The sequence below is a fragment of the Streptomyces sp. NPDC057474 genome (assembly GCF_042802555.1).
Lineage (GTDB): Bacteria > Actinomycetota > Actinomycetes > Streptomycetales > Streptomycetaceae > Streptomyces.
The window spans coordinates 1-13345 of record NZ_JBHVDX010000257.1 but is presented as its reverse complement, the minus strand read 5'-3'; the positions used below and the strand labels follow the sequence as shown (position 1 = coordinate 13345).

Sequence of the window (13345 nt, the reverse complement as noted above, 5' to 3'; positions counted from 1 at the left end):
ACAACCGGGTCTTGAAGGCCGACGTCACGCGAGCCCCCGAATTAATCAACAGCGTCACATGATGTGCGGGGGCTCGCCTGCTGCTGGCTGCAGCTGGGTGGGGCCGGCGCCGGGGAAATCGCGCCGGTTCCCGTTCGGCCCAGCGCCCACTGCCTATGGCGCCCAGTGCCTAGTAGACGCTGACGCCGTACGCGCTCAGGGCCTCGGTGACCGGCTGGAAGAAGGTCGTGCCACCGGAGGTGCAGTTGCCGCTGCCGCCGGAGGTGAGACCGTACGCCACGCCGTTGCTGCCGTAGAGCGGGCCGCCGGAGTCGCCGGGCTCGGCACAGACCGTGGTCTGGATCATGCCGTAGACGATGTCGCCGCCACCGTAGTTCACGGTCGCGTTGAGAGCGGTCACACGTCCGGTACGGGTACCGGTGGTGGAGCCGGTGCGAATGACGTTGGTGCCCACGCTCGGGGTGGCCGCGCTGGTGATGTCCACGCTGCCCGCGGTGCCGTCCTTGACGATGGACGTGTTGCTGTAGCGCACGATGCCGTAGTCGTTGGTCGGGAAGCTCGACCCGGTGGTCGGGCCGAGGACCGTGGTGCGGCCGGAGTTGGAGTACCAGGTGCCCGCGCCGTCGGTGCAGTGACCGGCCGTCACGAAGTAGTAGGTGCTCCCGCTGCGGACGTTGAAACCGAGGGAGCAGCGCCAGCTACTCGCATAGATGGCGTCGCCACCCTTGATCAACTTGTTGAACTTGCCCGGGGTCCGCTTGATCGTCAGGGCGCCGGCGTTCTCGCCCGCCGCCTCCTTGATCTGCGCGAGCTCGCCCTGGGAGACGGTGCTGTCGACGGTGACGACGACCTTGTCCGTCGCCGGGTCGATCGCCCAGGCGGTGCCCGGGATGTCGGCCTTGAGCACCGATGAGCTGGCGCTCTTCAACTCGGAGGCGCTGAACGTCTGGGTGCCTGCCGCGTTGGCGGTGGGGACCGTGACGGCGGCCGCGGCCACGAGTCCGGTGGTCACGGCGATCAGCCGGGTCCGTCTCGCTCTGCCGCTGCGGGGGGTGGTGCGCTTGATCCTCACTGTTCGTTCCCTCCAAAGGGAAGTCGGGGGCCCGCGTGGGGTCGGGGCCCGTGAGGCGCAGATCAGGGACATCGGTCCGGATTCCGGACACGCCGTGCCCCTGACAAGGCGCTGGGGGGAAGTATTCGGCCGTACCGCCGACCCACGCAAGGGTGCCTTTCGGCCTCTCGGAATCCAACCGGCGCGCCCTCCATGCAAGTTGATCTCACCAGGCCATATGTGCGGGTTCCATGTGAATCCTGAGCGGCTCCCGGAGGGACCGGCTGACGGGTCGTCGGAGCAGGCCGCAGGGCCCGGTAGCGTCGATCACCATCATCGTCGGCCGCGACGGCGGACACCCCCCGAGGCGCCCGGTCGGAGTACCCGGGTCCACCACCCGGGGGTGTCCGGAAGTCATGCGTTGGGCCGTTCAGCCGTTCGGTCCCGCCACCCGCACTCGGGCGGTCCGAGGTGCACGCACCGCCGAACACGGGCTGTTCGTTCTGACGTCCGGCGGGCTCCACGAGTTCGTGGACCGGGTGGTGCCGCTGCTCCAAAAGCGGGGCGCCTTCCGAACGGAGTACCGGGTCACCACCCTGCGCTCGGTGGTGCTGTCTGCACCGGGAAAGTGCGCCGCCGGATGTACCTGGACCTGCTTCCCTGTCCGTACGGTCACGAGGCTTTCCCCGTTGCTCTTCCCCTCACAACGCTCCCCCCGTTGCTCCCCCCGTCACGGCGTACCGGTTGGCGGGCCGGGCGAGGCCCAGGTGCTCGCGGAGCGTGCTGCCCGGGTAGAAGGTGCGGAACAGTCCGCGGTGCTGGAGCAGCGCCACCGTTCCGTTGACGAGTCGCTCCAGGTCACGGCGCGGCTCGACGGGGACGAGGTGGAAGCCGTCCGCGGCCCCGGCCCGGTGCCAGGCGGTGATCAGCTCGGCGAGGTCGACGGGCCCGCCCCGGTACAGCGGGCCGTGCGCGGTCTGGCGTGGGCCGCCCCCGCCGTGCCCCGGCTCGGCCGCGTGCTCACCACCGCCGAGATCCACTCTCATACCCACCAGAACCCTCAGCTCATCGGGATCCCGCCCGAACCCGGCTGCCGCGTCCCGCAGTTCCTTCCGTACGGCGTCGGCGTGGGCCGGGTCGGCGACCCGCAGGAGTGCCACATCCGCGTACCGGGCGGCGGTCCCACGACTCTCCCCCTCGGTCGCGTCGACGACCCGCACCGGATGCCCCTGCGGCGGCCGGGGCCCGATCGAGGGCACCCAGGCGGAGAACCCGGCACCCTCGACACCCTCGGAGTCGACGTGATGCTCCTTTTGGTCGACGAATCGCCCGGTCCCGACCTCGCGGATCTCGGCGTCGTCCTCCCAGCTGTCCCACAACCGGACGGCCACGTCGGCCACTTCACCGGCCTCCCGCCACAGCACGGCGCCGGACTCGGCAGGCCGCCGCCCGAACGGCCGGGCCTCCTCCTCCGTGCTCGACACCTCGGTCCACCACCCGGCCCGCCCCCGGCTGACCCAGTCGAGCGTCGCCACGGCCGCCTGCACATGGAACGGCTCGGTATGCGCCGTCGTCACAGCCGGCACCAGCCCGATCCGCCCCGTCTCCGGCGCCACCCGCGCCAACACCGCCAACGCGTCCAACCCCGGCCGCCCGAACGAATCCCCGAGCGTCACAAAATCCAACGCCCCCCGCTCCGCGAGCCGGGCGAGCTCGACAAACGCCCCCGCGTCACACACCGCCTGCTGATCAATAGCTGCGGCCAGGTGCAACCGCCCCCGACCGTACGAAGACCCCATACCGACCGACCTCTCTCCACTACTCCGACCACGCGCCCCGTGGACGCTCCTCCCGGCAACTACGCAAACCCACTCAGTTCCCCGCCCACACCTCCCCGGACCGCTCGCCCGCCCCGCCTCTCCTCACCCGCCGCCACCTCGTCCGCCGGTCCCTCACTTCGCCGGTCCCTCACTTCGCCCGCGACCCCCCTCACCTGGCCGCCTGTCCTCCCTTCACTCCGCCCGACCTGACCTCGCAGGCCCCGGCCCCTTCCTCCGTACGCCCCCTTCTTCGCCCGCCCCCTTCTCCGCCCGCCCCCTTTTCTCGCCCGCAACGGCGATCCGCCACGACGGCGCTGCCCGGCGGTCACCAGCGTCCGCGCCCCCGTCGGCTCACCCCTCACGCGGCGGCGCGGCACCCCAAGTCGCGCAGGAACGCGAGTACGGCCCGAGCCGTCGCGTCGTTCTGGCGGAAAGCCGGCCCACCCGTACGCGGCCGGGTGAAGGCCCCCGGCGTACGGCCGTTCGTGTAGGGCCCGAGTGCGAAGCGTCGAGGATGCGGGCGCCCGGACCGGTCCACCACGCGCCCGTCCGCGGGGTCGACGGCGACCAGTCCCTCCGGCGTCTCGACGACACCCCCGTCGTCGTACAGCTCGCGCAGCAACCCGTCGCGGACCCGCGCCACCGTCGGCTCCGGCAACCGTGCCTCGACCAGCGCCCTCGCCTCGATGGACCCCCCGGGCACGGTGACACTGGACGCCCGGAACTCCCCGCCCTCGGCAACCACGCCCATGTCCGCCCCGACGAAGTTCAGGACGCCGGCCCGTGACAGGGCGAGCATCTGCCGCAGCCGGGGCCCGGGCGGCCCCGAGGCCAGATAACTGAAGAACCCGTGCCACCAGGACCCGACGCCACCGAGCCGGATCAACTGCCCGTAGACGGACAGCAGCCCGAAGAAGACCCCCAAGTCGGCGCTGAAAGAATCGTCGTGACGACGTGCCAGGTCAGCCTCGACATAGCCGCGCAGCCCGGCCTGGAACTCCTCGTGCGACCCGTACCGCACCCCCTCCAACGGACGGTCCAGCGCGGCCAGGTCCAGCCGGTCGGCCGCGTCCGGCACCGCCGACGCCACGAGCACCGCCCGCTCCCCCGCATCCGCCGCCGCGTACTTCTCCTCGAAGTCCGCCCAGGCCATGGCCGTCCGCTCGGGATGAGCCGTGAACAGCCGGTGGTAGTGCGCGAACCCCAACTCCTTCTCCACCAACGGCCACACATCGCGCCGGAAGTCCAGGCCACCCCCCCTCTCGGCTTCGCTCGAGCGGGGGAACCCCCCTGCCCGCGCCAGCAGTTCGTCGACCTCGGCCGGCCCGAAGAACCTCGGCAGCGGCGGCCGTTCCCCCTCCAGGTCGTACCCGATCTTCGAGTGGTACGGCACCCCGCGCCGCGACCCGACATACAGCACGGGCTCCCGCCCGGACGGGTGATACGTCAACTCCCCGTCCATGTCTCCCTCGTACCCCTCGTACCGCCCTCCGCGCCCCTCCGTCAGCAGCACCATGAGGTCGACGAAGGCGAGCCCGAAGCCGCGCACGAGCACCGGTTCTCCGGGGGACAGCAGAGACAGGTCGCTGTCGGCGGTGAAGTCGGGTGGCAGATGGACGAGCCCATGGGCGCGGGCGTACTCCGCCAGCTCCTTCTGCTCGTCGTCTAGTTCGGCGTCCAGATGGCCGAGCGCGAGGACGACGAGGTCCGCGAGCAGCGGACGCCGGCGCCCCTCCAACCACACCTCCTGGCGCCCTTCACGCGGGCCGCTGACCCGCAGCGCCCGCCGCGGGTGATGGTGGACGGTGACCCCCTCGGGCAGGTCGGCCACCGCACTCTCGTGCACCCAGCGCAGATACTCGCCCTGCACGCGCCGGTCCGCGAAGAACCGCCCGTCGAGGCCCGCCCACTCGTGGAGGGTGGGCCCCTCCCGTACGGGCCCGTCCATCCGCACCGTCTCGTCGGTGAACATGGTGATGTCCTCGGCCTGCGAGTTCATCCACAGCAGCGGCGACTGGTCCGCCCGCCAGATACGCCCGGCGCCCGGCGGATACGGATCGACGAGGTGAATGTCGAAGCCCACGCCCGCATGCAGTTCACCGGCGTTGGCGGCGATCCGCTCGATCAGTCCGGTACCGCGCGGCCCGGCCCCGACGATCACCAGTGACGGCCGCGAGGAAGAGGAAAGCGTGGATGGATGAGAGGAAGAGGCAGACGGCATGCGAAAGGCTCCGTGATGTCCGAGTCGAACACGGTTGCCTTCACACGGAGCGCGTCCCAGGAGATGGACGCGGGCGACCGAGCCCCTCAGCAGCGGTCTGTGCCGAGAGTACGGCGGTCTTTCCCCTCGCTGTCAAGGTTGTCCGAACTGTGAGCGTTACATCTCAAGCCAGTTGACGCGCAATCGGATGCCTGTTCCACTTAACCCCATGCATCCGCAGCAGTGGCTGGTCACGCGCTCCCACATCGACTTCGGTCGAGTGTGGTCCTCATCCTGTTGAGCTGACCCGACCCCACTGCGCGCCCCGATTCCGAGGGGCGCCGTTCGTGTTCTCTCCCTTGGCCTTCACACGCGCACCCCTCCCCTCGCGTTCGCCCGTTCCTCGATACCGCCCGGCCGCCCTCTCAGCAGTCACAACCACAGCACTCGCACGATTCACAGCAGTCGCAGTCCCGGCAGCAGCCCTCGCGCTTCTTCCGGGACCAGGGGCCCTCGTACTCCTTCGCGCAGCACAACTGGCAGGTGCAGCACAACAGCGAGAACATCCCGCACCCCGCCCAGAACCCCCGCCGCTTCGGCGGCTGCGGCGACGGCACCCCGCCGAAGCCACCGCCCCCGCCGTCACCGCCGTACCCTCCGCCACCCCCACCGAACGGATTCCCGCCGCCGCCGCCCGCATACGGATTCCCACCGTCCCCGGCATACGTATCACCGGCGCCGCCCGCGTACGGATTGCCCGGCACCGGCGCCCCGCCCTGCTGATGCGCCGAACACACCGGCACCGCCCCGAACGCCCGGTCCACCGACCTGCGCAACTCGTGCACGAGCAGCAGATGGGCCAGCTCGCCGTCCACGAAGTCGGCCTCGCGCAGGGCGAGCCGGATGCCGTGCAGGGCGTCGCCGGCGAGCCGTCGGGCCTCGGCGAGGGAGGTGCCTGTGGCGGTCAGCGGATTCCACGCGCCGACGGCGGCGTCCGCGGCCCGGTCCTCCACCGCGTCCAGCAGATGGGCGAGCCGTCCGAAGAGGCGTCCGGCCTCGGCGAGCGGTGCGACGTTGCCCGGCCGTCCGGCCAGTATCGCGGTGTGCGCGAAAGCCGCCGCGGTCGCCGTCTCGGTCGGCTCGGTGACCGTCAGCAGCGGAGTGCCCGGACCGGCGAGCGCCTCGATGCCGATCTGCCGGTCCACGGCGTCGACCAGCACCGCCGTGTCGAACCCGATGTCCGATCCCGTACGCGCCCCCGCGCGCCCCCAGCTCGTCGCGACCCGGCGCGCGGCGCGCGCCACCGGCTTGCGCGCGAGCAGTCCGTCCCGGTCGGCCACATGGTCACGCACCTTGGCCGAGGCGAGCACCAGCGAGACGGCGGCGGCGAGCCGCGCTCCCTCGCCCTGTGCGACGGAGGCGGTGCGCATCCCGCGCAGCGGGCAGGGTCCGGCGGTGCGCCGCCAGTCGGTGGTGCGCTCGGCCTGAGCCTCCGTCAGAACCGACACCAGCAAGCCGTCATAATTGGTGACGACCCGGGCGAACTGCCCGTGGTCCCCGCGCAGCGCGAGACAGAGCCCGCACAGATGCGCCATCCATTGCGTCCGCAGCCCTGCGCCGAGCCGATGGCTACAGGGCCTCACTATTCCGAACACGACACTCCCCCGTGTCTCACCATGTCTCCGCACGCCCGTCGGCGTCGCCGCATCGTAGCCGCCGGAACGTTCACCCGGACGGACCGCGACTCACCCAAACGCCGCGAACAATATTATTTCACTCTCTGTCAGCAGGTGTGTACGGCGGAGCCCTTGGGGCACATGGACTCTCGACGAATTCGTTCTGCACCAGTACCGTCACGAAACCCCCGTGCGGCGTCTATCCACTTGGCGAGACATCCGCATCATGGACGACGATAGGGATGCGGAAAGCACGAATGACCGCTGCGAGAGGAGGCGTCCATGGGATCGGTGCGCAAGGCGAGTGCCTGGCTTGGCCTCGTCGACGACAACGATGACGAGCGTTACTACGACGACGACTACGCCGATGAGCGGGAGTCCGGCTCCGGCGAGGCCTGGGTCACCGACCCTCGCGTCAAGGTCGCGTCCGAGTCCGCGCAGGACCACGGCCGCCGGATCGGCACGGTCACGCCGGACAGCTTCCGTGACGCCCGGCACATCGGTGAGCTCTTCCGGGACGGCGTCCCGGTGATCATGAACCTCACGAACATGGAGGCCGGCGACGCCAAGCGTGTCGTCGACTTCGCGGCCGGCCTGATCTTCGGTCTGCGCGGTTCGATCGAGCGGGTGTCCAACCGCGTGTTCCTGCTGACCCCCGCCGACACGGAGATCGTCAGCGGCGAGGTCGCCAGCCGTCCGGTCGACGGTTTCTTCAACCAGAGCTGAGGCACGGCCGCTCGCCGGCCCCGCCTTCCGGTAGGCGGGTCACAGGACGCGGCTCACCGGAAGGCATCGAGACCGGTGAGCGCCTTGCCCAGCACCAGTTGGTGCATTTCGACGGTGCCCTCGTAGGTGAGCACGGACTCCAGGTTCGTCGCGTGCCGCATCACCGGGTACTCGAGGGAGATCCCGTTCGCGCCGAGAATCGTGCGGGCGGTACGGCAGATCTCGATCGCCTCTCGTACGTTGTTCAGCTTGCCGAAGCTGATCTGCTCGGGACGGAGCCGTCCCGCGTCCATCCGCCGCCCCAGATGGTGGGCGAGCAGAATCCCCTTGTGCAACTCGACCGCCATATCGGCGAGTTTGGCCTGGGTGAGCTGGAATGCCCCGATCGGCTTCCCGAACTGCTCCCGTGTCCTGGCGTATTCGACGGCCGACTCGAAACTCGCCCGCGCGGCACCCATCGAGCCCCACACGATTCCGTAGCGGGCATGCGAAAGACAACTCAGCGGGCCTTTCAGCCCCTTGACCTCAGGCAGTACGGCGTCTTCGGGCAACCGCACGTCGTCCAGGACGAGTTCACTGGTGACGGAGGCGCGCAAGGACCATTTGTGCTTGATCTCCGGCGCGGAGAACCCGGCGGCGTCCGTCGGTACCACGAACCCTCGAATGCCGTCCTCGGTCTGCGCCCACACGACCGCGACCCCGGCGACCGACCCGTTGGTGATCCACATCTTCCGCCCGTTGAGGACCCAGTCGCCACCGTCCCGCTTGGCGTACGTACGCATCGACGCCGGGTCGGACCCATGGTCGGGCTCGGTGAGCCCGAAGCACCCGATCACCTCACCGGAGGCCATCCGCGGGAGCCACGCCTGCTTCTGCTCCTCGCTCCCGAACCGGTGGATCGCGTACATCGCGAGCGACCCCTGCACGGACACGAGCGACCGGATCCCCGAGTCCGCGGCCTCCAGCTCCAGACAGGCGAGCCCGTACTGCACGGCACTGGCCCCCGCGCACCCATACCCCTGGAGCGACATCCCCAGCGCCCCGATCGCCCCCAACTCCCGCGCCAGCTCCCGGATCCCGGGCAACTCCCCTCGCTCGTACCACTCGGCGACATACGGCGACACCCGATCCGCCGCCCAACTCCGCACGGTGTCCCGCACGGCGAGGTCCTCCGGGTCGAGCAGATCGTCGAGACCAAGGAAATCGGTGGGGTCGAAGCTCATGGGTGCACCTCCGGCTCACAAAACTAGCGACGCTAACCACCGTACCCGCCCGCGGGCCGTCCGTGGCTGGTCGCGCAGTTCCCGCGCCGCCCCTTACGGGGCCCGGGCCGCCCCGGACAACTCAGCGCATCGACTCCGCCCGCACAGGCGTCGTCGCCTTGGCATCCCGCGGCCCCGGCACCTCCGCAGCGCCCCCGCACTCCATCCCCCGCGGCAGCCGCAAGGCCATCACCGCACCAAGCACCAGCAGCGCCGCACTCACCAACAGCGTCACATGCAGCCCGTGGACGAAGGAGTCGCGGGCGGCGTGCCGCAGGGCCTCGCCCGAGGACCCGCCCAGCCGGTCGGCGACCTCGTACGCCTCCCCGAGCGAGTGCCCGGCGGCATCGGACGCCGACGAAGGCACCCCCGGCACGGACGACAGCCCGGGCGCGTACGCCGCGTTCATCACGCTGCCGAGAAGCGCGATGCCGATGCCGGCGCCCAGCTGGTAGGAGGTCTCACCGATCGCGGCCGCCCCACCCGCGGAGGACGCGGGCGCCTCGCTCAGCATCGACTCGTACGCACCGAAGAGGGTCGTCTCCAGACCGAAGCCCAGCAGGACGAACCCGGCGAGCAGCAGGCCCGCGTTGTCGTGGCGCCCCATGGCCGTCAGCAGGACGACCGAGAAGGCGGTGAGGCAGAAGCCGAGGGACACCATGCGGCGCGGCCCGAAGCGGTGCAGCAGATGGGAGCCGACGAGCCCGGCCGCCATCGCGGCGATGGTCAGCGGCAGCAGCCGTAGGCCCGTCTCCAGGGGGGACAGCCCGAGGACCAGCTGCAGATACTGCGCGGCGATCAGCTCAAGACCCACCAGCGCGAGCATCGCGAGGACGATGCAGCCGACCGACGTGCTGAACGCGGGGCGCGCGAACATCCGCAGGTCGACCAGCGGATGCGCCCGGCGCCGCTGCCGTCGTACGAACGCGATCAGCAGTCCGCCGCCGCCGAGGAGCGCGAGCGCGGTGCCCGGATCGATCGGCGGATGTCCGCTGCCGAGCCGTTTCACACCGAGGACGAGACCGAAGAGGCCGACGGCCGCCATCAGGGCGCCGACCACGTCCCAGGGACCGTCGCGGTCGCCCGTCGACTCGGGGAGCAGCAGCCGTCCGATCGGCAGGCTGACGAGCATCAGCGGGATGTTGACGAGGAAGACCGAACCCCACCAGAAGTGCTCCAGCAGGAACCCGCCCAGCAGTGGTCCGACGGCCGCGCCCACGGCGGCGACCGCGCTCCAGATGCCGATCGCGAGCGCCCGCTCGCGCCGGTCGGGGAAGACCTGGCGCAGGATCGACAGAGTCGCGGGCATGATCATCGCGCCGCCGACGCCGAGCAGGGCGCGGGCCGCGATCAGGATCTGCGGGTTGTCGGCGCAGGCCGCCAGGCCGGAGGCGACGCCGAAGAGGGCGTATCCGAGGAGGAGGATCCGTCTGCGACCGACCCGGTCACCCAGCGTGCCGAAGAGGATCAGCAGCGAGGCGCAGACCAGCGGGTAGATGTCGACGATCCAGAGCAGCTCCATGGCCCTCGGCTTGATGTCCTCGGTGACGGCGGGTACCGCCACATGCAGCACGGTGGCGTCTACGGCGACGAGGAGCAGGCTGACGCAGAGGACGACGAGGACGACCCAGCGGTTTGCACCGGCCCCGGCCTCCCGACGGCGTCGCACAGCGGCCGTGGGCGTCCCGGACATGTACGTACCTCCCAGAATGCTCTCGCGTTCGGCGGAACCACGGGGCGGGGACTCCCCGGCGGTCAGGCCCTGTCGTCGCATCTCCGTCTGCCCCGCGGGCGACGACGGGAAGATGACGACAGGTCCTGCGGTCCAGGAGGAGCGGCGTCCCGGACCCGCGCGACGAAAGGCGAGCGAGCCGTCAGCGTACGCGAGCCCCGGCCGGTGAGACGTGGCGGGTGTCTCATGGAACCCTCATCCGGCGTGTGGCATACGCCACGCCCCGGGCCGTCCACCGGTCCTCCATGACTCCTTCATCACTCGTCCGTGGTTCCTCCGTCACGGTCCATCACGGACAACCACGTGACCGCCTCCCGGCCGGTTCCTGGCTCCGCCGATAATCGAGCGCGTGACCGATCTTGCTACGCGCCCGGCGCTGCCCGTCCTGAGGCGGGCCGCCCCCGCACTCCTCGGGTACGCCGCCGTGCGCGCCCTGGGCCTCGTCGCCCTCGCCGTGTGGAGCGCGGCACGCGACAAGAGCGCCCTGACACTGCTGTCGGCCCGCTGGGACTCGCTCTGGTACACCCGCGTGGCCGAACTCGGTTACGGCTACGAGGTTCGCCTGCCGAACGGCGACGTCCACTCGAACCTGGCCTTCTTCCCGCTGCTGCCCTGGCTGGAGCGGGCGGTGTCGGCGCTGACCCCGCTGTCGTACGCCCACGCCGGCCTCGTCGTCGGCACGCTCGCCTCGCTCGCCGCGGCCTGGGGGATCTTCGCGGTCGCCGACCATGTCCACGGGCGTCGCGCCGGCATCTGCGCAGTGCTGCTGTGGGCCGTGCTGCCGGTCGGGATCGTGCAGTCGATGGCGTACACCGAGTCACTGTTCACCGCGCTGGCCGCCTGGTCGCTGTACGCCGTCCTGACCGGCCGCTGGGTGACGGCGGGCGTCCTGGCCGCCCTCGCCGGGACGACCCGTCCGGTGGGGCTCGCGGTGGTCGCGGCGGTCTGGGCGGCGGCGATCGCGTCGTACGTACGGGATCGGGGACACGAACCCGCTCCTCCGTTCGTACGGAACCGGAGTGCGGAGGCATCGAACGGCGCTCACCTTTGGCCGCGTGCCCTGGGGATGCTCCTCGCGCCCCTGGGGGCCGCCGGTTACGTCCTGTGGGTCGGCCATCGCACGGGCAAGGGCCCGCTCGGTTATCTCGACGTCCAGGCGGGTTGGCGCAACGGCTTCGACGGGGGCTACGCCTTCGCGCGTTTCGTCGCCGACAAGTTCACGTCGTTTCCGTCGGCCCCGGCGGGCATCGGGCTGATCATCGGAGTGGCGTTGCTCATCTGGCTGTACGTGGTGTGCGTAAGACAGGGACAGCCGCTCCCGTTGCTGGTCTACGCGGGGGTCGTCACCGCGCTGGCGCTGTGCGCGTCGAGCTACTTCGGCTCGAAGCCACGGCTTCTGATGCCCGCCTTCCCGCTGCTGTTCCCTCTCGCCCGCGCCCTCGCCGGAGCGCGTACACCCAGGTCAGCAGCGATTCTCGGCGCCGTCGCCGTGGTGTCGGCGATCTACGGGGCGTTCTGGCTGAACGGCTCCGGTCCGCCCTGACCGGTCCGCGACGGACGGCGAGCGGGCGGGTAATTCCACGCAAGCATTCGGTGAACGAATTCAAAAGAGCCGTAAAACGACTGCTCAGTATTAGGCCATGGAATTGAAGGCCGAGTGGCGCAACGATTCGTCATTCAGCAGTAATAAACATCAATCTGAGAGCAATCCCACATCACGGCGTCATCACAAAGCCAGTGATTCACGCCGCGTCGGAGCTCACTCGCTGTAACGTCGATTGAGTGCGTACCGAACTAAAGCCGACCCGTCTGGACCGGGTCTTCTCCAGGCTGGACCGTGAGCCGGAACGACCGGCCCACATCGATGTGCCGGTGATGACCCGGCACCGGGTGGTTCTGCTCGTCTCCACCCTGGCCTTCTACGTGGCCATCGTGTGGGCCATCGTGATCACCTCGTGGCTGGTCCGGCTCGACTGGCAGATCATGTTCTTCCGGCCGTACCAGCAGTGGCAGCAGATCCACGCCTTCCTGGACTACTACGTCGTCCTGGGCCAGCGCGGCCCCACCGCCGTGATGGTCGCGGCCTGGCTGGGCTGGCGCTCGTGGAGACAGCACACCCTGCGCCCGATGCTCGCGCTCGGGGTCTCGCTGCTGCTGCTGAACATCACGGTCGGCGCCGCCAAGATCGGCATGGGCCGGCTCGGCCCGCACTACGCCACCGAGATCGGCTCCAACGAGATGTGGCTGGGCGGCGACATATTTCCTTCGGGACACACCGCCAACGCCGTGGTGACCTGGGGCATCCTGGCCTATCTGGCGTCGACGCCGAGGGCCAGACGCTGGCTGTCCGCGCTGTCCGCCGTGATCTCGCTCGGCGTCGGTCTCACCACGGTCTACCTCGGTACGCACTGGTTGAGCGACGTCCTGCTGGGCTGGGCCGCCGGTCTGCTGATCATGCTGGCGCTGCCCTGGTTCGAGCCGCTGATCGCCCGCGCCGAGGCCTGGCTCTTCTCGCTGCGGGACACCCTGCGCGACCGCCGTACGGCGCCCGTACCGGCGCCTGCGCCGACGCCCGCCACCGTGGGCACGGCCTCTCTGCGCAAGCCGGGAGAGGAGCCCGCGACCGTGCGGGACACCGGCATCGCGGCCCGCGCCGCCCACCCCCCGATCGTGCCGGTGCATCTGTCCCCCGGACCGCATCTGGCCAGGTCGGAGCGGGCCCCGGTCACCCCGACCGGCACCCGCCGACCGCCCCACGCGGACCGGGTCGCGTCGCACAACGCAGCCTCGGCCCGGCCGCTCGCGGGAGGCTGACACGAGACAGCGGGGCCGGTACGCACAACCCATGCCCCGCACGGCGAAGGCCCGGCTCCCCGTG

Annotated in this window: 9 protein-coding genes; 3 read left to right on the top strand and 6 right to left on the bottom strand. The window is 70.5% G+C overall.

Annotation, left to right across the window (positions count from 1 at the left end):
- Positions 1 to 169: 169 nt before the first annotated feature.
- The 4 genes from ACFU53_RS41405 to ACFU53_RS41390 form a co-directional block, all read right to left on the bottom strand.
- Positions 170 to 1072, bottom strand: coding sequence for a S1 family peptidase (locus ACFU53_RS41405; protein WP_384004793.1), 903 nt, complete (start codon positions 1070 to 1072; stop codon positions 170 to 172).
- A 680-nt stretch (positions 1073 to 1752) separates the two neighbouring features.
- The gene (locus tag ACFU53_RS41400; protein WP_384004792.1) at positions 1753 to 2850 is read right to left on the bottom strand and encodes an LLM class flavin-dependent oxidoreductase; all 1098 of its coding nucleotides are present in this window, start codon (positions 2848 to 2850) and stop codon (positions 1753 to 1755) included.
- Positions 2851 to 3229: 379 nt separating this feature from the next.
- Complete coding sequence (locus ACFU53_RS41395; RefSeq protein WP_384004790.1) at positions 3230 to 5092, bottom strand: FAD/NAD(P)-binding protein; 1863 nt, start codon at positions 5090 to 5092, stop codon at positions 3230 to 3232.
- A gap of 404 nt (positions 5093 to 5496) precedes the next feature.
- A complete protein-coding gene (locus ACFU53_RS41390; RefSeq protein WP_384004788.1) occupies positions 5497 to 6726 on the bottom strand; it encodes a DUF5685 family protein in 1230 nt (409 codons plus the stop codon).
- 303 nt (positions 6727 to 7029) lie between these two features.
- Between ACFU53_RS41390 and ACFU53_RS41385 the strand changes: the two genes are divergently transcribed.
- The gene (locus ACFU53_RS41385; RefSeq protein ID WP_384004786.1) at positions 7030 to 7473 is read left to right on the top strand and encodes a cell division protein SepF; all 444 of its coding nucleotides are present in this window, start codon (positions 7030 to 7032) and stop codon (positions 7471 to 7473) included.
- A 53-nt stretch (positions 7474 to 7526) separates the two neighbouring features.
- On the opposite strand, the gene ACFU53_RS41380 is transcribed toward ACFU53_RS41385, so the two are convergent.
- Positions 7527 to 8696, bottom strand: a complete 1170-nt coding sequence (locus tag ACFU53_RS41380) for an acyl-CoA dehydrogenase family protein (protein WP_384004784.1) — start codon at positions 8694 to 8696, stop codon at positions 7527 to 7529.
- A 121-nt stretch (positions 8697 to 8817) separates the two neighbouring features.
- A complete protein-coding gene (locus ACFU53_RS41375) occupies positions 8818 to 10428 on the bottom strand; it encodes an MFS transporter (protein WP_384004782.1) in 1611 nt (536 codons plus the stop codon).
- 388 nt (positions 10429 to 10816) lie between these two features.
- On the opposite strand from ACFU53_RS41375, the gene ACFU53_RS41370 reads away from it, so the two are divergent.
- Together ACFU53_RS41370 and ACFU53_RS41365 are read left to right on the top strand one after the other, a co-directional pair.
- A complete protein-coding gene (locus ACFU53_RS41370; RefSeq protein WP_384004780.1) occupies positions 10817 to 12010 on the top strand; it encodes a glycosyltransferase family 39 protein in 1194 nt (397 codons plus the stop codon).
- A 239-nt stretch (positions 12011 to 12249) separates the two neighbouring features.
- A complete protein-coding gene (locus ACFU53_RS41365; RefSeq protein ID WP_384004778.1) occupies positions 12250 to 13281 on the top strand; it encodes a phosphatase PAP2 family protein in 1032 nt (343 codons plus the stop codon).
- Positions 13282 to 13345: the final 64 nt, after the last annotated feature.